The 20,765-nt window shown below is 62.3% G+C and carries 21 protein-coding genes and 1 pseudogene; 11 read left to right on the forward strand and 11 right to left on the reverse strand.

What is annotated here, in order from left to right:
• Positions 1-60 precede the first annotated feature (60 nt).
• The 3 genes from ACFPN2_RS12890 (at position 61) to ACFPN2_RS12900 (ending at position 2,892) form a co-directional block, all read left to right on the forward strand.
• Positions 61-567 carry an RNA polymerase sigma factor gene (locus tag ACFPN2_RS12890; RefSeq protein WP_380597096.1) on the forward strand — a complete coding sequence of 169 codons (507 nt, stop codon included), beginning with the start codon at positions 61-63 and terminating at the stop codon, positions 565-567.
• A gap of 9 nt (positions 568-576) precedes the next feature.
• The gene (locus ACFPN2_RS12895) at positions 577-1,311 is read left to right on the forward strand and encodes an anti-sigma factor family protein (RefSeq protein WP_380597098.1); all 735 of its coding nucleotides are present in this window, start codon (positions 577-579) and stop codon (positions 1,309-1,311) included.
• A gap of 75 nt (positions 1,312-1,386) precedes the next feature.
• Positions 1,387-2,892, forward strand: a complete 1,506-nt coding sequence (locus tag ACFPN2_RS12900) for a phospholipase D-like domain-containing protein (protein ID WP_380597099.1) — start codon at positions 1,387-1,389, stop codon at positions 2,890-2,892.
• 141 nt (positions 2,893-3,033) lie between these two features.
• Here the strand turns inward: ACFPN2_RS12900 and ACFPN2_RS12905 are convergent.
• From ACFPN2_RS12905 to ACFPN2_RS12925, 5 genes and pseudogenes are all read right to left on the reverse strand, one after another.
• A pseudogene (locus ACFPN2_RS12905) lies at positions 3,034-3,429 on the reverse strand (thermonuclease family protein); the annotation flags it as partial.
• A 67-nt stretch (positions 3,430-3,496) separates the two neighbouring features.
• Positions 3,497-4,162 (reverse strand): ABC-type transport auxiliary lipoprotein family protein, encoded by a 666-nt coding sequence (locus ACFPN2_RS12910; RefSeq protein WP_380597101.1) that lies wholly within the window; start codon positions 4,160-4,162, stop codon positions 3,497-3,499.
• An 8-nt stretch (positions 4,163-4,170) separates the two neighbouring features.
• Entirely contained in the window at positions 4,171-5,106 is a 936-nt protein-coding gene (locus ACFPN2_RS12915; protein WP_380597103.1) for an MlaD family protein, read from the reverse strand.
• Positions 5,107-5,112: 6 nt separating this feature from the next.
• Complete coding sequence (locus ACFPN2_RS12920) at positions 5,113-5,904, reverse strand: ABC transporter ATP-binding protein (protein ID WP_380597105.1); 792 nt, start codon at positions 5,902-5,904, stop codon at positions 5,113-5,115.
• Between the two features lie 6 nt (positions 5,905-5,910).
• Entirely contained in the window at positions 5,911-7,065 is a 1,155-nt protein-coding gene (locus tag ACFPN2_RS12925; protein WP_380597107.1) for an ABC transporter permease, read from the reverse strand.
• A 75-nt stretch (positions 7,066-7,140) separates the two neighbouring features.
• On the opposite strand from ACFPN2_RS12925, the gene ACFPN2_RS12930 reads away from it, so the two are divergent.
• Positions 7,141-8,244: a mechanosensitive ion channel family protein gene (locus ACFPN2_RS12930; protein WP_380597109.1), complete on the forward strand. Its 1,104-nt coding sequence runs from the start codon at positions 7,141-7,143 to the stop codon at positions 8,242-8,244.
• Positions 8,245-8,250: 6 nt separating this feature from the next.
• Here the strand turns inward: ACFPN2_RS12930 and ACFPN2_RS12935 are convergent, their stop codons facing one another.
• On the reverse strand, positions 8,251-9,663 hold the full coding sequence (locus ACFPN2_RS12935; protein ID WP_380597111.1) for an alpha,alpha-trehalose-phosphate synthase (UDP-forming): 1,413 nt from the start codon (positions 9,661-9,663) through the stop codon (positions 8,251-8,253).
• 335 nt (positions 9,664-9,998) lie between these two features.
• Between ACFPN2_RS12935 and ACFPN2_RS12940 the strand changes: the two genes are divergently transcribed.
• The gene (locus tag ACFPN2_RS12940) at positions 9,999-10,976 is read left to right on the forward strand and encodes a malate dehydrogenase (protein ID WP_380597113.1); all 978 of its coding nucleotides are present in this window, start codon (positions 9,999-10,001) and stop codon (positions 10,974-10,976) included.
• Between the two features lie 240 nt (positions 10,977-11,216).
• A complete protein-coding gene (locus tag ACFPN2_RS12945; protein ID WP_380597115.1) occupies positions 11,217-13,694 on the forward strand; it encodes an acyl-CoA dehydrogenase in 2,478 nt (825 codons plus the stop codon).
• A 3-nt stretch (positions 13,695-13,697) separates the two neighbouring features.
• Here the strand turns inward: ACFPN2_RS12945 and ACFPN2_RS12950 are convergent, their stop codons facing one another.
• Together ACFPN2_RS12950 and ACFPN2_RS12955 are read right to left on the reverse strand one after the other, a co-directional pair.
• Positions 13,698-13,853, reverse strand: a complete 156-nt coding sequence (locus ACFPN2_RS12950) for a hypothetical protein (RefSeq protein WP_380597117.1) — start codon at positions 13,851-13,853, stop codon at positions 13,698-13,700.
• Between the two features lie 16 nt (positions 13,854-13,869).
• Positions 13,870-14,469 (reverse strand): YfbM family protein, encoded by a 600-nt coding sequence (locus ACFPN2_RS12955; protein WP_380600120.1) that lies wholly within the window; start codon positions 14,467-14,469, stop codon positions 13,870-13,872.
• A gap of 292 nt (positions 14,470-14,761) precedes the next feature.
• Between ACFPN2_RS12955 and ACFPN2_RS12960 the strand changes: the two genes are divergently transcribed.
• Together ACFPN2_RS12960 and dinB are read left to right on the forward strand one after the other, a co-directional pair.
• Positions 14,762-15,205 carry a DUF4399 domain-containing protein gene (locus ACFPN2_RS12960; RefSeq protein ID WP_380597119.1) on the forward strand — a complete coding sequence of 148 codons (444 nt, stop codon included), beginning with the start codon at positions 14,762-14,764 and terminating at the stop codon, positions 15,203-15,205.
• A complete protein-coding gene (gene dinB / locus ACFPN2_RS12965) occupies positions 15,202-16,374 on the forward strand; it encodes a DNA polymerase IV (RefSeq protein WP_380597121.1) in 1,173 nt (390 codons plus the stop codon). Before ACFPN2_RS12960 ends, dinB begins: the two co-directional genes overlap by 4 nt.
• Here dinB and ACFPN2_RS12970 read toward each other — a convergent pair.
• The 3 genes from ACFPN2_RS12970 to ACFPN2_RS12980 form a co-directional block, all read right to left on the reverse strand.
• The gene (locus tag ACFPN2_RS12970; RefSeq protein WP_380597123.1) at positions 16,371-16,694 is read right to left on the reverse strand and encodes a helix-turn-helix domain-containing protein; all 324 of its coding nucleotides are present in this window, start codon (positions 16,692-16,694) and stop codon (positions 16,371-16,373) included. The two genes, dinB and ACFPN2_RS12970, sit on opposite strands and share 4 nt — an antisense overlap.
• On the reverse strand, positions 16,678-17,106 hold the full coding sequence (locus ACFPN2_RS12975; RefSeq protein ID WP_380597125.1) for a type II toxin-antitoxin system RelE/ParE family toxin: 429 nt from the start codon (positions 17,104-17,106) through the stop codon (positions 16,678-16,680). Before ACFPN2_RS12975 ends, ACFPN2_RS12970 begins: the two co-directional genes overlap by 17 nt.
• A 114-nt stretch (positions 17,107-17,220) precedes the next feature.
• Positions 17,221-17,982, reverse strand: coding sequence for a hypothetical protein (locus ACFPN2_RS12980; RefSeq protein ID WP_380597126.1), 762 nt, complete (start codon positions 17,980-17,982; stop codon positions 17,221-17,223).
• 164 nt (positions 17,983-18,146) lie between these two features.
• Between ACFPN2_RS12980 and ACFPN2_RS12985 the strand changes: the two genes are divergently transcribed.
• The 3 genes from ACFPN2_RS12985 to ACFPN2_RS12995 all read left to right on the forward strand — a co-directional run bounded on the left by ACFPN2_RS12985 (position 18,147) and on the right by ACFPN2_RS12995 (position 20,763).
• Positions 18,147-18,761: a FlhC family transcriptional regulator gene (locus tag ACFPN2_RS12985; RefSeq protein ID WP_380597128.1), complete on the forward strand. Its 615-nt coding sequence runs from the start codon at positions 18,147-18,149 to the stop codon at positions 18,759-18,761.
• A gap of 12 nt (positions 18,762-18,773) precedes the next feature.
• Positions 18,774-19,727, forward strand: coding sequence for an NAD(+) diphosphatase (gene nudC / locus ACFPN2_RS12990; protein WP_380597130.1), 954 nt, complete (start codon positions 18,774-18,776; stop codon positions 19,725-19,727).
• Positions 19,728-19,917: 190 nt separating this feature from the next.
• A complete protein-coding gene (locus tag ACFPN2_RS12995) occupies positions 19,918-20,763 on the forward strand; it encodes an NRDE family protein (RefSeq protein ID WP_380597132.1) in 846 nt (281 codons plus the stop codon).
• Positions 20,764-20,765 lie beyond the last annotated feature (2 nt).

Raw genomic sequence — 20,765 nt, forward strand, 5'->3', positions numbered from 1 at the left:
TGGGGCACAATTATTTTGGACCGCTCGGGAATAAACCCGGCCTCCGACTCGTAGTAGTCAATGAACGAGACACCGGCAAGCACCAAGCACTCCTTGCAGCAGGTGCGCGATCAGATCGTGGCGCTGCTGCCCAGGATGCGGCGTTTCGGCCGCGCGATCGCGCGTCACCCGTCCGATGCGGATGACCTGGTGCAGATCGCGATCGAGCGGGCGCTGCTGCGCTATGAGCAGTGGCGGCCCGAGGCGCCGTTTCATAGCTGGATGTTCGGCATCATGCGCAATGCCTGGATCGACGAGGCTCGCGCTCGGAGCCGACAGGGCAAGGTCCTGGCGCCCGAAGAAGCGGGGCTGGAAATCCCGGACAACGCCAGCGAGGCGCAGCTGCGAATGTTGTCGGTGCAGAAAGCGATGGCCACGTTGCCGGAAGAGCAGCGGCTGGCGGTGGCACTGGTGCTGGTCGAAGGGCTCTCGTACAAGGAAGCCGCTGAGGCGCTGGATGTGCCGATCGGGACGTTGACCAGCCGGCTCGCGCGCGGGCGCGAGGCGCTGCAGAAGCAGCTGGAATGAAGGTGGACCATGCAGTTCTCGGATGAAACCTTGATGGCGTATGCCGACGACGAAGTCGACGCCGACCTGCGTCGTCAGATCGAAGCCGCGATGGCGCTCGATCCTTCGCTCGCCGATCGCGTCGCCAAACATCGCAGCCTGCGCGTCGATCTCGGTGCCGCTTTCGATGGCGTGCTCGATGAGCCCATTCCCGATCGCCTGCTCGATGCCGCAACCTCGAAGACCGCGCCCGTCACCGATCTCAACGCCGCTCGCGTCGCCAAGCAGCGAGCCGCGCATCCGCGGCGCTGGTCATGGGTGGAGTGGACCTCGATTGCCGCCAGCCTGGTGATCGGCATTCTCGCCGGTCGCACCGCGCTTCAACCGTCGCACTCCGATTTGTTTGCAACCAATCCCAGCGGCGTCGTGGCTCGCGGGGAGTTGGCCGCAGCGCTCACCGATCAAATGAGCGGCGCCCCCAAGGGGGCGCAGGTTCGAATCGGCCTGACGTTCCGCGCAACGAGCGGCGAATATTGCCGCACGTTCGCCACCGCTGCAGCCGCGGGCTTCGCGTGTCGCGAGCCCAATGTCTGGAAGGTGCGAGCATTGAGCGAAAGCGCCGCGGACGCCAAGGGAGGCGACTATCGAATGGCCGCCACCGAAATGCCCCCTGCGATTCTTGCCGCCGTCGAACAAAGCATGGCGGGCGAGGCCCTGGATCACGATCAGGAGCAGGCCGCCCGCGCCCGCGACTGGAAGAAATAACGGGCAACGCGACGCACGTCGGGAAACAAACACAGGCTTGCAGCGTTGCCCGCCCGGGCCCACTACAATTGCGCCATGGATCCTGTGCTCGAAGAAGAAACGGCGCCGCGCCGGCGCTTCCAGAAACGTTGGGTTGGGTGGGCGTTCCTCGCGTGGTGGGGCGTGGTTGCCGCGTGGAATGTGAATAAGCCCACGCCGCCGGGCACCGATGTGAGCTCGCCGCTCGTCACCGCCGAGGCGGCTGATGTCCAGTTCCTGTATGACCTGACGACCACCCTGCCCAACGGCCAGACCGTCCGCGAGCAACGCATCTTCGACGAGGTGTTTGGCATCGTCGATCAAGCGCAGTCGTTCCTGATCGCCGACTTCTTTTTGCTCAACGACATGATGGGGGCGGACGAAGGCGTGCATCGGGCGCTCAGCCGCGAGCTTGCCGATCGGCTGCTGGCACGCAAAGCGGCCAAGCCCGATCTGGCGATTCTCTTGATCACCGATCCGATCAACGATGTCTACGGTGGCATGCCGTCGCCCTTGTTGAACGAGCTGCGCGCCCGCGGCATCGATGTCGTCACGACCGATCTCGGTCAGTTGCGCGATTCCAATTTCATCTACTCGGCGCTGTGGCGCATGTTTCTGCAATGGTGGGGCAATGCGCCGGACGGCGGCTCGATGACGAATCCGTTTGCGCCGCCGGGCAGTCCGCCGATCACGTTTCGGAGCTGGCTGGCGTTGGCGAATTTCAAAGCCAATCATCGCAAGGTCGTGGTCGCCGATCGCGCCGACGGCACGTTGACGGGCCTGGTCACGTCCGCCAATCCGCACGACGGCAGCAGCTCACATTCGAATGTGGCGCTTCGTTTCAACGGCCCGCTGGCGCAGGAGATCGTCAACAGCGAAATGGCAGTGGCGCGCTTCTCGGGTTGGAAAGGTCACATCCTCGCGACGTCTCCGACTCAGCCGGCAACGATCCAACCCGCCGATCCCGTGCAGCTGCAGTTCCTCACCGAAGAGGCGATTCGCGATCATCTGGTCGGTGCGATCGACACGACCCGCAATGGCGACGCGGTCAGCATCGCGACGTTTTATCTGTCCGATCGAAAGATCGTGAGCTCGTTGCTGGCCTCGGCATCGCGCGGCGTGAAAGTGCGGCTGATCCTCGATCCGAACAAGGACGCGTTCGGTCGCCAGAAAGATGGCGTGCCGAATCGTCCGGTCGCGACCGAGCTGGTCCGGCGGAGCAACGAACAGATTCAGGTGCGGTGGTATCGCACGCATGGCGAGCAATTCCACACCAAAATCGCACTCGTCACGCATGGCGACCGGCTGATTGCGTCGCTGGGCTCGGCGAACCTCACCCGTCGCAACATCGGCAACTACAATCTGGAAGCGAATGTCGCGGTCGAGTTGAGCGCGAAGTCACCGCTGGGCATAGAGCTGATCAGTTATTTCGACCGGCTGTGGAATAACGACGGTCCACCCGGCACCAGCTTCACCGCGGCCTTCGGTGCCTGGAAAGATGACGATACCGGGCGTTACTGGCGCTATCGTTTGATGGAAGCCACTGGGCTCAGCACGTTCTAACGCATTCAGGGCGGAGCGCTTCGGCTTCTGGCGCTGAATGTATCGATACTGCCACGGCGGCAACCGATCGCTCTCGGGCAGCGCCCACAAGCCAAGGTGCTTGGCACGTGCGGCGTCTTCGAGCGGGAGCAACGATCGATCGTGAATCGTGCGTCGATACACCCAGACGTGACCGTCGCGCACCAACGCCTTCGCGACATCGAGCCGATCGGGCTCGCGATACACACGCACGACTGCGCGACCGTAGTGATCGGTGTCCACAACATCGACGAATACTTTGCGGCTACCGATGAGTTTGACGAGCGCTTCGCGGGCGGTATTCCCATACGGCTGCGTTTTCTCGGGCGCGTCGATGTCTTGCAGACGCACGTCGACATCGCGTCTACCGCGGCCATCAGGCCGCACCAGGAAACTATCGCCATCGAAGATTTTGCCGACGGTACCGGAGAAGTCCTGTTCGTCGGCGTGCGCCGCTGTTGATAGCAGCAGACAAGCGCCGGCCGCCAGCAACCAGGCTTTGATCACAGAAGCAAACATCCAGGAACGCTCAAGTACCGGCACTGGGATTCCAAGCAACTCGGTCGGTGGGTTCGAGCCGCGTGGATTATTCGGGGCGAGGAGCGCTGGTCTCACCGCGCGCTTTACGCAGCGTCGGCTGATCGTCAGCCACCACCGCCGACGTCTGTTTTGCCAGATCCAGCGCCACTTGCTGGGTCGCCGATTCAAACGCGGCCGCGACCGCAGTCATGCGATCTTCGGTCGCACGCACTCGCGATTCGCTGCTCACAGTTGAAACGAGCTTGCGATCGACGACGCGGATCAGGCGCCCGATGATCGCCACGTGCACTTCCGGCGCCTTGCCGTTCGTTGCATTGGCCTCGAAATGCCGCACTTCCACGTCGACGATGTAATCGTTGGCGACTCGAGCTTGTTCGGCCGTGACGCTACGAAACAGACTTTGATCGTTCCACGTGCCGACCAGCACGCTCTGCACGACCTCGACCGTACGGCCGCCCCAGCGCACGCCGCGGTAGTAATCGAGATTGCGCCCGTTCAACACAGCAATGCGATCGGTATCGAGACCTGGCGCGAAATCCGGCCGACCGATGGATAAATCCACCGGCGTAGTCGGCACGCCCGTGAGCGACCCGGCAGGTGCGGGAGCGATCACATAGGAGCTCGGCACCGGCACATCGCTGTCGAACAGTGAGCCGGTGCTGCAAGCGGCACAGGACAACGCGGCAACGACGGCGACCAGCCCGGTTCTCATGCGCGTGCTCATTTCTTGATCTCGACGCCGCTCTCCGGCGGCTCATACAGAATCTGCGACGGGTTTTCCTGCAGGCTGCGCGACAGGTCGCGGAATTCACGCGCCGCCTGACGTGTCTCGCGCATCAGCCGCTCCAGCTCGAACAAGCCCTGCTCGGTGAAGTTACCGAGCTGCACTTCGCTCTTCTGAGTGAAGCTGTCGATACGCTTGGACGCATCGGCGAGGTTGGTCGCGATCTCGTTCATACGAGACAGCGCCTGCTGTACTTCGGGCCGGGAATCGGTCGCCATGCCGCGCAACGATTCGGACGCGCCGTGAATCTCGGCGACCGTCGAGCGCAATTCCGCGACCAGCTGCTGAACGTCTTTCGCAGTCTGAGGCATGGTCTGCATGGTGTCGCGCATGCCTTTGATGGTGTCGGCGATGCCGGCGAGATTCTCATCGGAGACCACTCGTGAGATTCGTTCGAGCAACGTGTTCGCGCGACCCATCAATTCCGGCAGGCTGGCGAGGAATGCATCGAAGTCGGACTCGACCGCCTCGATCACGGGATATTGCTCGCCCTGCGTCAGCGGCACGCTGCGATCCACGTCGGACGCTTCTTTGAGGTTCACATAGAGCAGACCGGTCACGCCCTGCAGGCCGAGGCTGGCCCGCGTCGCGGCCGAGATCGGCGCGGTCTTGTCGACTTCGATGACCACGTGAACCCGCGTGGCATCGCTGGAATCGATGCCGAGCCGGCGCACCCGACCCACGTCGACGCCGAGGAAACGAACCGGGCTGCCTCGGTCCAGGCCGCTCACCGAGCCGGTGAAATAAATCTCATAGCGCTCGTACTCGCGGCCGTCGTTCGCGTCCGTGTACCAAAGCACGAAGCCGACGGCCATCGCGACCACCAGCAGGATGAAAGCACCGACCGCGACGTAATGTGCGTCTCTTTCCATGGCGGGTTACCGGCGCTCCGATGGCGCGATCGCGGCCTGCGCTGCCCGGGAGCGAGGGCCGTGGAAGTACTCCTGAATCCACGGATGCGGGTTCTTCATGATGCCGTCGAGCGTATCGACCACGATTTTTCTGTCAACCAGCACCGCCACGCGGCTGCAGGTCGCCAGCAACGTATCCAGGTCGTGAGTGATCATGACAATGGTCAGCTTCAGGCCCCGATGCAGATAGGTCACCAGCTCGTCGAAGCCGGCGGCCGAGATGGGATCCAGGCCCGCGGTCGGCTCATCGAGAAATAACAAGGCCGGATCCAGGGCCAGCGAGCGGGCCAGCGCGGCGCGTTTGACCATGCCGCCCGACAGCTGCGAAGGCAGTTTCCGACCCGCGTCGACCGGCAGCCCGACCATGCGCAGCCTCAGCTCGGTCAACGACTCCAGGGCTTCGGACGAGGCGTCGAAATACTCGCGAATGGGCAATTGGATGTTTTCCGCCACGGTCAGCGAGCTGAACAGCGCACCGTGCTGGAAAGTCACGCCGTAACGCCGCTTGATGGACAGCAGTTCCGCCTCGCTCATCTGCGTGATATTCCGGCCTTCGATCAGCACCTGGCCGGACGAGGGCCGCTGCAGGCCAAGCATGGTCCGCAGCAGCACCGACTTGCCGGTGCCCGAGCCGCCGACGATGCCGAGCACCTCGCCGGGCATCACATCCAGATTGACGCCGTCGTGCACGACCTGGCTACCGAAACGGTTGACCAGGTTGCGAACCGAGATGATGGGAGTCTGCTCGTGGCTGCTCATGGGGCCTTAGAAGTCCAGCTCCACGAACACCACAGCGAAGATGGCATCGGCAAAGATCACCAGGAAGATCGATTGCACGACCGCCAGCGTGGTCAGCCGGCCCAGCTCGCGCGACGAATCGCGCACCTGCATGCCGCGATAAGTGCCGACCAGCGCAATCAACATCGCGAATACCGGCGCCTTGATCAAGCCGGCCCAGAACGTGGTCGGCGCAAGCGCGTCCTGCACGCGGGGAATGAATTGTGACAATGAGATATCGAGCAGCAGCGACGACAGCAGCGCGCCGCCCGCCAGACCCATGGCGTCGGCGACGATGGTCAGCAAGGGCAACGCGATGATCAGACCGATCACGCGCGGCACGACCAGCACTTCATAAAAATCGACGCCCATGGATTGCAGGGCATCGATTTCGTCATTCAGGCGCATGACACCGATTTCGGCGGCGAACGCGCTCCCGGAGCGGCCGGCGACGATGATCGATGTGAGCAGCACGCCCATTTCACGCAGCACCGAGATCGCCACCAGATCGACGGTGAAGATCTCCGCACCGAATGTTCGCAACTGTTGCGCACCCAGGTACGCCACGATGACGCTGATCAGAAACGCGATCAGCGACACGATGGGGATGGCCTGAATGCCAGTCTCATAGACATGTCGCACGATGGACGGCAGACGCAGGTGATGAGCGCTGCGCATGGCGCGAACCCCGGTCGCGGCGATTCGCCCGAAGAAACCGACGGCGTCGCGCGTCTGCTTGGCCTGCTGAACCGCGCCCCGGCCGATCCAGACCACCGCATCCCGCAACGAGGTCCTGGCTTCGGCACCCTCATCCGGCGTGCCGGACTTTTGCTCGAGCAGCTCGTCGAGGAATGCAAAATGCGCCGGCCGCTCGCCGACCACTTCGAAGCGACCGCCCTCGGCCCTGGCGCGCTCCAGCCAATTGCGCAGCAGCCAGGCGCCCGACAGGTCCAATGTTTCGATGCCGCTGAAGTCGAGCTTGACGTGCTTGCCCTGGTCGCCGAGTTGCGCGAGCGAGGTTTCGATCTCACGAAGATGGTCGATGCACCAGCCGCCGCGCAGCCGCAGCGTCAGCCCATCGCCAGATCGTTCCGATTCGAATAGCACCGGGTCGGGTACCGTAACTTGCGTGAAGACGCGCAAGATTAGCAGAGCCTTCAGACCGGCGGCACATCGCGATATCCTGCGCGATTCCGAGCCTCGAGCGCAGGTCCGACGATGAACGATGTGGAGCAGCTGGTCGACGCGACCTACATAGACAATACGCTGTGGCAGTGGACTGTGGCCGCCAGCATCGCCGTGGTCGCGCTCCTGGTTCTGCTGCTCATCCGGCGCACCGTTCGGTCGCGTTACAAGAAGATGGCGGCCACGCCGGAGACCGAATTCCTGGAGCTGCCGCTGAAAGTGGCCAGCCGCACGACCCTGCTGACGGTGATCGTCACTTCGCTGTTCATCGGCTCGCAGTGGCTGAAGCTGCCGCCCACGGTCAACAAGGCCATCCTGACCCTCTTCACCATCGCCGTGTTCTGGCAGATCGGGCTGTGGGCGACGATTGCAGTGGTCGCCGCCCTGGATCGAAAACGGCAGATATCGGATCCGGCCGCGGCCAGTTCCATGGGCATCATCGGCTTCCTGGCCCGCGCCACGATCTGGTCCTTCGTCCTGCTACTGACGCTGGACAACCTCGGCATCGAGATCAAGCCCCTGCTGGCCGGCCTGGGTATCGGCGGTATCGCCGTCGCGCTGGCCGCGCAAAACATTCTCGGCGACCTGTTCGCCTCGCTGTCGATCACGCTCGACCGGCCGTTCGTGGTCGGCGATTCGCTGCAGGTGGATGACTTCAACGGCACGGTCGAATACATCGGCGTGAAGAGCACGCGTCTGCGCAGCCTCAACGGCGAGCAGATCATCATGCCGAACGCGAACCTGATCAGCAGCCGCGTGCGGAACAACTCGCGGATGAATACGCGGCGCGTGGTGATCTCGATCAGCGTCGATCAGCAGACGCCCGTGGCAAAGTTACAAGAGATCCCCGGCAAGATTCGCGAGCTGATCGAATCGCATCAGCCGATCCGCTTCGACCGCTCGCACTTCGTGAAAATCGGCGCGTCGTCCTTCGACTTCGAGGCCGTGTACATCGTGCTCACGGCGGACTACGCCAAGCACATGGATATCCTGCAAGACATCAATCTGCGGCTGGTGGAGTGGTTCAACAAAGAGCGCATCGTGTTCTCCACGCCGCAACGGGTGTACTACGTGGAAACGCAGGCGGGCGTGCACACCACGCTGGAAAAGCACGAGCCGGCGTCGAGAGACAGCTGAGTTACTTTAGATGGCCTTGCCGATGGCGCGGACGCGGCTCTCCGGAGCCTGCGTCTGCTCCAGCGCTTCCATGAAGCGACGCGTCCAGGCGGCGATGTCGTTGCGACGGAGCACTTTCATCATATCGGCGTGACGCTCGCGCCGTTCATTCAGCGGCATCGACAGTGCCGCCTGCATCGCGTGACTCACGCCGCGAACGTCGTATGGGTTCACTTGTAACGCCGCTGATAATTCACGCGCGGCGCCCGCCAGGTTCGAAAGAATCAATACGCCCGGATCGCCGGGATCCTGAGCCGCGACGAATTCCTTCGCGACCAGGTTCATGCCATCGCGCAATGGCGTCACCAGGCCCGCCCGGGCCGCGCGCAGGAAACCCATCAACGTGGCGTGCGGGAAGTTGCGATTCAGATAACGAATCGGCGTCCAGTCGGTATCGGCGAAGCGACCGTTGGTGCGACCCGCCGCCTGCTCCAGCGCCTGACGAATCTCCGCGTAGGCACGCACGTCGGTGCGCGACAACGGCGCGATCTGAATGTATGTAATGCGGCCGAGATTTTCCGGATGCGTTTCCAGGAACTGCTGATACGCGGAGAAACGCTCCACCAGGCCTTTGCTGTAATCGAGCCGGTCCACGCCCATCATCAATGAGCGCCCCATCAAACTGTCGGTCATGCGCCGCACGACATCGGTCGTGCTCGCCTCGAGCGCCTCGTTCTCGACGGCAGCGACATCGACCCCGATCGGGAACACCTCGGCGCGGATCACGCGGTCGCCGATACGAATGCGGCCATCCGGCCGCAACGCTTCAGCACCGAACAAATGCTCGATGCCGCTATGGAAGGAGCGCAAATCGTTGTGCGTTTGGAAGCCAACCACATCGTAGCTGATCAGATCGCGCAGCAGCTCCGCGTAGCACGGCAGGATACGGAGCATTTCGATGTTGGGAAACGGAATGTGCAGGAAGAACCCGAGCGGTCGTTGCACGCCCAGCTCACGCAGCCGACGACCCAGCGGAATCAGGTGATAGTCGTGCACCCAGATCAGATCGCGCGGCTGCAAGAGCGGCAGCAGTTTCTGCGCGAAAATACGATTGACGTTCTCGTAGGCCTCGCGCTGCTCGTTCGAGTAGCGCATGCCCTTGGAGAAATAATGAAACAACGGCCACAACACGTCGTTGGAGTAACCGTTGTAGTACAGCTCGAATTCGGTTCGGCGCAGCTCGATGGTGGCGTAAGTCACGCCTTCGCGGATATGAATATCGGGCTCGCCCGGCTCGGTCTCGATGGTTTCACCGCCCCAGCCGAACCAGAGCCCGCCGGTGCGCTTCAGCGCGCTGAGAATGCCCACCGCCAGTCCACCGGGCGCGGCCGATTTGCGTGGCAGGGAAATCCGGTTGGAAACGCAGACAAGTCGTGTCATCTAGTCCGTGTGCTCGATAAGAAACCTACGAGAAAAGCTGCGGCGCTGGTTTGGCTACAACGCGCCTTAACGCACGCGAGGGCGGAAAAGTTTCACAAAACCCTTACATGGGGCTCGCAAATCTCATGACCAGCGTTGTCGTGATTTCGCGGTCCGCGCAGCGGTCCGATAAATTGCCTGCCGATTCAAATAATTGATCCCGCCCCGGGCGCTGACGCGCCGCGCGAAGGCTGCGTTCACCGGATGAGTAGCCGCCTTGCTGCTGCTCGGCGCTCGAAAACGCTAGAATTCGCGCCCCTATCGATGCAGCTGTCGTTCTTGGAGTGCCGCGGTCTATGAAAAAGCCCGTCAACGTTGCGATCACCGGCGCCGCCGGCAATATCGGCTATGCCCTCGCCTTCCGCGTCGCCTCGGGCGGCATGCTGGGCCCCGATCAACCGATCAACCTGCACCTGCTGGAAATCACGCCGTCGCTGGCGGCTCTGCAGGGCGTGGTGATGGAGCTCAACGACTGCGCGTTCCCGACGCTCAACAAGATCGTCGCGACCGATGACGCCAAGGTGGCTTTCAAGGATTGCGACGTGGCCCTGCTGGTCGGCGCGCGTCCGCGCGGCCCGGGCATGGAACGTAAGGACCTGCTGCTCGCGAATGCGCAGATCTTCTCCGCTCAGGGCAAGGCGCTCGATGCGGTCGCCAATCGCAACGTTCGCGTGCTGGTCGTCGGCAACCCGGCAAACACCAACGCGCTCATCGCTCAGCGCAACGCGCCGAACTTGAATCCTCGCAATTTCACCGCGATGGTTCGTCTCGATCACAATCGCGCCCTGTCGCAGCTCGCCGAGAAGACCGGCTCGCACAGCACGCAGATCAAGAAGGCCATCATCTGGGGCAATCACTCGGCCACTCAGTACCCCGACCTGCATCAGGCGACGGTCGACGGCAAGCCGGCGCTGTCGCTGGTGGACCAGAAGTGGTACGCCGAAACATTCATCCCGGTCGTGCAGCAGCGCGGCGCGGCCATCATCAAGGCGCGTGGCCAGTCCTCTGCGGCGTCGGCGGCTTCCGCTGCCATCGACCACATCCGTGACTGGGTGCTGGGCACGCAGGAAGGCGATTGGGTCAGCATGGGCGTGCCGTCGGACGGCAGCTACGGCATTCCGGAAGGCGTCATCTATGGCTATCCGGTGACCTGTAAGAACGGCGACTACCAGATCGTGCAGGGCCTGTCGGTCAACGACTTCAGCCGCGCGCGTATGGATGCGACCCACAAGGAATTGTTGGAAGAGAAGGACGGCGTCAAAGAGCTGATCTGATCCCAACAGACATTCGTCCGTACTAGAAACGGCGAACGCGTCCTCGTGATGCGTTCGCCGTTTTCTTTTATTTAACTCCCTTTAGCGCCATGCCCGACTTGCCGCTGTACTCGGCGCAGGCTACTGTCGTCGTGACCGCGCGACACTGCAGGCCGTGACCGCATTGTCGGACATTCCGACTAAACATTCGCGCCTCTTCCGGCCCCTCGTCTCGCGCCCAGCTTTCAAGAGGTTCACATCGTGAGCAGCGTGATCTGGTTTCTGATATTCGTGCTCGGCGCACTGACGCTCGCCTACAACCGCGCTTCGTTATTGACGACGACGCTCGTGTACGGCGGCGGCCTGCTGGCCTACGGATTGTTCGGCGATCCATCGCTCCCCTGGCTGGTCGTGTTGTGGGCAGTGCTCGCGGTGCTGGTGTTCCTCAACATCGACGGCCTGCGCATTCGTTTCATCTCGCGGCCCTTCCTGCGCACCTATCGACGCATGCTGCCGTCAATGTCACAAACGGAAAAGGACGCGCTCGAAGCCGGCACCGTGTGGTGGGACGGCGAGCTGTTCACCGGCGGACCGGATTGGGAAAAGCTGCTGTCCGCCGCGGCGCCGAAACTCACCGCCGAAGAACAGGCCTTCATCGACGGCCCGTGCGAAGAGCTGTGCCGCATGATCGACGACTGGGACATCACCCATCGTCGCGCCGACCTGCCGCCGCACATCTGGGACTTCGTCAAGAACAAAGGTTTCTTCGCGATGATCATCCCGAAGAAATATGGCGGCCTGGAGTTCTCCGCGTATGCCCACTCGTGCGTGCTGGTGAAGTTGTCGAGCCGCTCGGGCGTCGTGGCTTCGACGGTTGCCGTGCCGAATTCGCTCGGCCCAGGCGAGCTGCTGCTCCACTACGGCACGCAGGAACAGCGTGATTACTATCTGCCGCGACTTGCACGCGGCGAAGAAGTCCCTTGCTTCGCGTTGACCGGTCCGCGCGCCGGCTCGGATGCCGCGTCGATTCCGGACTCCGGCGTGATTTGCAAAGGAATGTTCGAAGGCCGCGAGATCGTCGGCGTCAAGCTGAACTTCAGCAAGCGCTATATCACGCTGGCGCCGGTCGCGACCGTCATCGGCCTGGCATTCAAGCTGTTCGATCCTGACAAGCTGCTCGGCGAAGACAAAACCGATTACGGCATCACCTGCGCTTTGATCCCGCGTCACACCGCGGGCATCACTATCGGCCGTCGTCACTTCCCGATGAACGCGCCATTCCAGAACGGCCCGATCCAGGGTAAGGATGTGTTCGTGCCGCTCGATTATTTGATCGGCGGTATCAAGATGGCCGGTCAGGGCTGGCGCATGCTGGTCGAGCAGTTGTCGGTCGGCCGTTGCATCTCGCTGCCCTCGAGCGCGACGGGCGCGGCGAAGGCGGCAGTGTTCTCGACTGGCGCTTATGCTCGCGTGCGCCGGCAGTTCAATGTTTCCGTCGGCCAGTTCGAAGGCGTGATGGAAGTGTTGGCCCGCATGACCGGCACGACATACATCATGGATGCGGCGCGCTCCGTCACCGCCGGCGCGATCGATGGGGGCGAGAAGCCGTCGGTGCCGTCGGCCATGTTGAAGTATCACCTCACCGAATACGGCCGCCAGGTCGCGAACGACGCGATGGATATTCACGGCGGCAAAGGCATCTGCCTCGGCCCGAAAAATTATCTCGGCCGCGGTTACCAGATCGTGCCGGTCGCCATCACGGTGGAAGGCGCGAACCTGCTGACGCGCAGCCTGATCATCTTCGGTCAGGGCGCGATTCGCTGCCATCCGTTCGTGTTGCGTGAAATGAATGCGGCGAAGGACAAAGACAAGCGCAAGGGCACGATCGAGTTCGACAAGGCGCTGTTCGGCCACATCGGTTTCACGATCAGCAATGCCGTGCGCTCGATGGTGATGGCGCTGACGCTGGCGCGCTTCTCGAAAGTCCCGGACGCGGGACCGACACTGCGCTTCTATCAGCACATCAATCGATTCAGCGCCTCGTTTGCTTTCGCCACCGACGTGGCGATGCTGTCGCTCGGCGGCTATCTCAAGAAGAAGGAAAGCCTGTCGGCGCGTCTCGGCGATGTGTTGTCGTGCATGTATCTCGCATCGATGGTGTTGAAGCACTATGAAAACCAGGGTCGCCAGGAAGCGGATCTGCCGCTGGTGGAATGGGCCTGCCGCACACTGCTCTACAAGGCTCAGGAACAATTGCACAGCTTCCTGCGCAACTTCCCGAACCGGTTCCTCGCGGCGTTCATGCGGCTGTTCATTTTCCCGCGCGGCCAGACGTATCACGCACCGTCCGATCCGCTCAGCCATCAGCTGGTCGAACAGGTCATGCACCCGACCGTCACCCGCGATCGCCTGACCGATGGCGTTTATCGCACGGTCGAGCCGACCAATCCGCTCGGTCTGCTGCATGAAGCGCTGGTGTTGAGCGAGACCGCCGAGCCGCTGGAAAAGCGCATTCGCGTCGATGGCGTGAAGACCGGCAAGGTCACCGCGCTCGATCTGCCGGGACAGATTCAGCAGGCGCTGGCGGCCGGCATCCTGTCCGAGACCGAAGCGGCGATGCTCCGTGACTACGATCGACGCGTGATGGACATCGTTCACGTCGACGACTTCGCAACCGAAGATCTGGCCGCCGGGCATCAGCCGGTGGAGCTGAGACAGGCGCGGGTCAGCATCGCTTGACGGTCACCGCAGAAAATTTGGCAGACCGAGGAGCAGGAATCCGAGCACATACAAGATGATGAAGGCGGGAATCGCCGCGAGTGCCACCTTCACCATCAACCAGACCAGGGACCAGAATGGAATCCTGACATCGACAACGACGACCTCTTGTCGGTCCATGTTCCGTTCCTCCCTGTCAGGTCAGATACACCACCAGGCCCAGATTGCGGCTCGCAGTCTGTTCTACAAACGTCTTCAGCGACTCGAAGTACTCCGCGCAGTATCCAAAAGTATCGTCGTCGGCGGGATCCCGATCCCAGATCGCGGGGTAGATTTCCAAGTTCATCATCTCTTCGGGATTGAATCGTGCTCTGAGGACCTCTCTATCCAACGGGCCGAGCGCAGCGAAAATCGCCTTGACCTCGTCGGCCGAGAACACCCGCGCCGGGCCATATCCAACGTCGATTTCGCCGACCGTGCTACCACCGCTGATCAGGAAGTTCAGCGGCTCGTCTCCCTCCCATGCGGTTTGCGTCAGCAGGTAGTGGATACCGTGCCAGGCCTTATCGAGATCCGAGTCGGCAACCTCGCCGTCCGCGAGGCTGAACTCGACGCGCGGCGGTTCGGGCGTCTTACCCTTGCCGAACAGCTTCGACAGGAATCCGGCAGGCGCCTCGTTTCTAGCGTTCTCGTAGGCTTCCGGATCCGCCGGCGCGATCACCTTCCAGATCAAGGGAGGATCGGCCAGAACTTTACGAACGTTCTCGTCGCTGAGCGTGCACAGCCCCAGACACATACCCACAAACAATCTCCTTGTTTTGCCCGAGACGGGATGGGCGGCGGTGCTTCCACCGCCTTCGGCTCGCGAGTACATTAGCTGAGTACACGTCCTGTGTGCGCTCTCGTTGCGTGGGTGAGCACGGGTGCCTTTTCGAGGCGACTTAACGTCGCCTCGAACCGTGCGAACGCCGGTACACGGATGTAACGGCTGGCTGACGCTCCAAGGATGGCTGCTTGAAGTGAGCGCGGCAGAAATCCAATCCTCAGATTTGCTCGATTTGTTCGGTTTAATTCGGAGTCGCCCAAGAATGAAGCCCCAACTCAAGACTCGATTCGCGTTCGCCGCGGTGGCCGCTCTGTCCATCGGTGCGGGCCTGGCCCTGGCCGACGGCGTGAAGCGCACGCCTTCGCCCGCTGGCGCCGAGGTGTATTTCATTGCGCCGGCGGACGGGGCGACGGTCACCAGCCCGGTCACGGTGAAGTTCGGCTTGAAGGGCATGGGCATCGCCCCGGCCGGCATTCAGTTCGACAACAGCGGCCATCATCACCTCATCGTCGACGCGGACCTGCCGCCCGCCGGCGCACCTATTCCCACCGACGCGAATCACGTGCACTTCGGCAAGGGCCAGACCGAGACGACCCTCGAGCTCAAGCCCGGCAAGCACACGTTGCAGCTGTTGCTCGGCGACTTCGGCCACGTCCCGCACGATCCGATCGTGACCTCCAAGAAAATCACGATCACGGTGAAGTGACGCGTTCCATTCTGCATGTGGACATGGACGCGTTCTACGCGTCCGTGGAGATGCGCGACAATCCTGAGTTGCGCGGTAAACCGGTGATCGTAGGCGGCCTCGGCGGACGTGGTGTCGTCGCGGCCGCTTCCTACGAAGTGCGCAAATACGGCGTGCATTCCGCCATGCCGATGCGTGAGGCGCTGAAGCGGTGCCCGCATGCGGTGTGCGTTCGCCCCCGCTTCGAACGTTATAAAGAAGTCTCCAACACCGTCTTTGAGATCTTCCATCGCTTCACGCCGTTGGTTCAGGGCTTGTCGCTCGACGAAGCGTTTCTCGACGTGACTCACAGCCGGGCGGCACTTGGCTCGGCGGAGTCCATTGCCCGGCAGATCAAGCAGCTCATCCTTCAGCAAACTCAGTTGACGGCATCGGTGGGCGTTGCGCCCAACAAACTCGTGGCGAAGATCGCGTCCGATCTCCGTAAGCCCGACGGCCTCGTCGTCGTGCCTCCCGAGCAAGTCACTGCGATTCTCGATCCGCTGCCGATTCGACGGCTGCACGGCCTCGGCAACAAGACCGCTCCTCTGCTCGAGCGCCTCGGCATCGTCACCCTTCGCGATCTTCGGCTGGCACCGGATGCGACACTGCGGTCGGTATTTGGGAAATATACGTCGCAGATGAAAGCCCGCGCGGCGGGGGACGACGATCGGCCGGTGATTCCGGATTACGACGAGAAACAGATTTCTTCGGAAACGACGTTCGATAAGGACATCGTGGATCCTTCACGACTGCATGCTGAACTGGTGCAGCTGGCGGACCGGACTGCGGCGCGGTTGCGGTCGCAGGGATGGTTGTCAGAGCGAGTGACGGTGAAGATTCGACGTCACGACTTCAAGACATACACGCGTCAATGTGCGGTTCGACCCGCCACTCAGGAAACAAAGCCCCTCGCTTCGGCCGCGGCCAAGCTCCTTGATGAGTGGATCAAGGCTCAGCCTCGGACGGCGATTCGGTTACTTGGCGTCGGGGCCGGGGATCTCACGGCGCAACCGCAGCTCGAATTGTTTTCGGCGCAGGAATCGAAGAAGAACCAGCATCTCGATGCGACGCTCGATGATATTCGCGCGAAGTTCGGGAACGCCGCGGTTTCGCGCGCGAGCTCGCTAAAAAATCGCGAGCCGCACTAGGCTGCAACAGTAATCCCGGCAGCGCTGGCACGAGCCGCGGGTTGCACAACAATCTCAACACGCTGGTTCAACGACACCAGCGCATGCATCAATCGTTCGAGTGAAATGTTCTGAAGCTTGTAGCGCCGGACCTGGGACACCTTAGGCTGACTCATGCCGATGACGGATGCCGCCTCCGTCTGGCTCAAACCGCGCTGATCGATCAAAGCATTGAGCTTCATCGCGAGGATAGCCTTTACCGACAACTCTTCCGCGTCCTCGAAGCCGAGGTCCACGAGAACATTGCGGGTACCCTTGGGATTCTTACCTTTGCGGCTCATTACACTCTCCCTGTCGCCCATAACGGGCGATCACAGCTTTCAATCGCTTCTCGATCAATTCCACATCAGGCCGCGGTGTGGCAATGCCCGACTTGGACTTCTTTTGAAACGCATGTAGCACGTGGACTGCATCGCCCATCCGCACGGTATAGACGGCACGGAAGGTGTCGCCGCGATGATCTTCCACCAACTCATACATTCCCGAACCGTTGCCTTTCCATGGCTTGGCAGACTCTGGCGTGCCACCCAACTGCACGACATACAGCGCAACGCCCATGTCCTTCTGCACAGCGATGGGAAACCCCTTGAAATCCTTTTTCGAGGAACCCTCCCAATACAGAGGCTTCCGCGCTTCGATGGTTACTATACCCGTTCGGGTATAAATGGCAAGTGACGTAGTAAGCTTGGGCATCCGTGCCAACACTCCGCAGCAACGACATAACATTCGCGACTTCCACTTAAGGCGTATCCAGCTCGCGAGCGCACGGCTACATTTGCGCGTGGCTCGCGAAGCCGGGTGGTTAAGTCATCTCTTCTTAAGAACCGAAACACGAGGCGACAGCTGCAACTTCCGCGCGCGTAGCCGAGGGGAAGCTAAAGCAGGGGCGATGCGTGGGTGTTGGCGAGAGATTTCGCACGACACTTCTAACTCAGCGGCGATAAGTTGAACGCCGAGCAAGCGTGTAGCGTGCAGTCGGCGAGTGTCGTTAGAAGCGGCGAAGCGAATTAGATCGGGCCAGAAGGCGGGATTGGTCGGCCAGCGGGGCATCATCAGTTCGCTGTAACGGCCGGCAATGCACCTGATCTGCCACAACGGCGTATTGATCAAGCGCCGCGCAGCGGCATAGGGCATCGCGTAGACCATGCGCGCAGCCATCATATTCTTGCCCGCGACGTGCGAAGCCTCCATCAGCGCCACTTCACAAAACGAACACTGCGCCGACGCATCCCCCACACGCGCATACCGCTGAACAGCACTCGACGATGAAGTCGCGCTGTCGCACACTGCATTCCAGAAGTTCTCATCCTCGAACCCCAGCGAATACAGCGAATAAGGCATCGCCGCGAGCGCACGGAGGGCGCGCGGTGAAAGCGCGCTGAGGGCGCCGCGCTGCCGTGGAGGTAAGTACTGCAGCTGGGTTGAAGCCTCCGTGGCATCACGCTCCGCCACGAGCAACTCCAGATAGTCCAGATTGAGCTGATGAATCCGCGCGAGCAGCGCGGGATGAAGTACGGGTGCGGTCGCATCGTCGACCTCAATCGGATGTGCGCCCGCATCGTCGATCAAACATTCCGTGTGACTCAGTGACATTGTCGCTTCCTTGCGAACTGAAAGGGGCGACGAATGTATTCGGGCCTTTACGCGCCGGTCAATTGCGGAGCACACTATGAGCGCCGCACGCGACGGCCGCAGACAAGTCAACGGAAACGCACCACGAACAGGGAGTTCACATGGATCTCGAGAACGATTCGTACAGTAACGAGCGCAGCCGGAACGATCTCGCGCTTCGCATGATTCGTCACGAAGCGCGCACGTGCACGATTCGCGAATGCACCGGCCTCACCGACGACCGCATTCGCCGTCTCTATCGCTCATATGCACACGAGCTGAGCGAAGCGCCCGTGCGTCGGCGCCGCGGGAAGTCGCCGCGGCAAGTGACTTTCTTTGTTCGAAACACACGCGCGCAATTTGAATCATCGCTGTTGGCGAGTGCATTCGCCGCGTTCGGTCTCCTGCAGCCCGCGAACATGAAGCCGTCGAACGAATCCGACGACCCGCTCGACTACGGTCGCCGCTTTTGTGATGCATATGAAACACACCAGCAGCTGCTGAACACGCAAACGCTCTCCTTCGAGCACGCGTGGTTCCTGCTCCGACTGCTGAACCGTAGCGGCGACCTGCGCGCCGTGCGTTGTCGACACTGTGACAGTTACTACCTCAAGGACAAATTCAACCTGTGTCGACATACCTGCCCGACCTGCAGACTGAAGCGAGCGCGCACCCGCCGCTGCCGCGCCAAGCCGAGGAAACCTTGTTCCAGTTCACGCGCTGTAATGCACGACTGATAAACTGCCCACATGCCATCGCGCTCGCCAAACATTCTCGCCGGGCCTTACCTGGAACGTGCCGCGCACCGTCGCAAGGACGAGGCGCATGTGCAGGCCGCGCTGGCCGATCCGCGGACGCTGTTCGTGCCCGTCTGGCAGACGCGTAACTCCATTCTTCGACAGGGCGATCTGCTGGTCGCCCACTTCGTGACCGGCGTGCAGGCGCTCGCCACGACCAGCGCGACGGACTACGTGCTGTTGGGCGAGTTTCGCGGTCAGGCAGTATTTGCCGTGGGGCTGTCGGGCGATCGCCCGCAGCTGCCCGATCCGGCGGTGGATTTTCAGGACCTGCGCATGGTCGCTGGCGCGCTGCCGGCCGAGGAGGCCGGGCTGCTGGCGTACGCGCGGGCCATGATCCACTGGCGCGAGACCCACCGGTTCTGCGGTCGATGCGGCTCGCCGACCGAGGCGGTCGACGGCGGCCATGTGCTCAGATGCAGTAACGAAACCTGCCGAACCCAGCAATTTCCGCGCATCGACCCGGCAGTCATTGTGCTGGTCACAGACGGCGAGCGTGCCCTGCTCGGCCGGCAGGCGGCTTGGCCGCCGGGGCGTTATTCGACCATCGCCGGCTTTGTGGAGCCGGGCGAAAGCCTCGAAGACGCCGTCGTTCGCGAGGTCCGAGAGGAAACCGGCGTGGATGTGGGCGTGGTGGACTACCATTCGTCGCAGCCGTGGCCATTCCCGTCGTCATTGATGCTGGGATTCACGGCGTACGCCCGTAGCACGGATATCTCGCGCGTCGATGACGAGTTAGAGGACGTACGCTGGTGGACGCGCGCCGAGATCGCCGGCGGGGCGGTCTCGCTGCCGATCACGCATTCGATCTCCTTCCGGCTGGTCGAGGACTGGTACGACTCGGGTGCCAGCCGCCCGCTGCGCGAAGAGCCGGGCGTGCGGCTGTGGCAACTCCCGCGACGCTGACCGCGCGACCCACGCGCCTATTTTTCGCCCTTAGCCCCCAAGTCGTGACACTTTAGCGATGAATCTCGATAAAACTGGTCTTGCGACCACCACGCTCGTCAAGCCCAGGGAAGTCGATATGCCCGGTTCGAGTTTTTCTTCTTAGGGCGTGTTCATCCACCGTTAGACCTGCTGCTCTACAATCTCCGTCATGTGCCTGCTCGTCCTTGCCTGGAAACACCATCCTCGTTACCGCCTGATCCTCGCCGGCAACCGCGACGAGTTTCATGACCGTCCGGCCGCGCCGCTGAATTGGTGGCAGGACGATCCGCGCATCCTCGGCGGGCGGGACCTCAAAGCTGGCGGCACTTGGCTCGGCGTGGCCCGCTCGGGCCGGTTCGGCGTCGTCACGAACTACCGCGACTTGCAGGCACCCGTTGAAAGCGCGCCGTCGCGCGGGGCACTGGTTCCGCGCTTCCTCACCGGCGCCACGTCGCCGAAGGAATTCCTGGACGACCTGCGCGGCGCGGCGCCTCGCTACTCGGGGTTCAACCTGCTCGTGGGCGGCACCCGCGCGCTGTACTACTTCTCGAACCGCGGCCCGAACCCCACGGCGCTGGCGCCGGGCGTGTACGGGTTGAGCAATCACCTGCTCGACACGCCGTGGCCCAAGCTGGCGCGCACCCGCGAGCGCTTCAACGCCCTGCTGTCTCAGCAGGAAATCGCGCCGGAAGATCTGTTCACCATGCTCGGCGATCGCGAGCAGGCCACCGGCGCCGACCTGCCGTCCACGGGCTTGCCCGAGGATTGGGAGCGCGTGGTGTCCGCGCCGTTCATCGTCAACGAGCGCTACGGCACCCGTTGCTCCAGCGTACTGCTGGTGGAGCGCACCGGTCGCACGATTCTCCAGGAACGTCGCTTCGATGCCGCCGGCATCCAGAGCGGCAACTCCCGTTTCGAATTCACCAGCGCCGAAGTGCCCGAGGTGTGGTTCGAAGCCGAGGATCCCGACGAGACCGTGACGACCGACACTTCGTTCGATTCTTCGCCGGAATAGCC

Origin of the sequence: Steroidobacter flavus (assembly GCF_042651805.1) — a bacterium.
GTDB lineage: Bacteria > Pseudomonadota > Gammaproteobacteria > Steroidobacterales > Steroidobacteraceae > Steroidobacter > Steroidobacter flavus.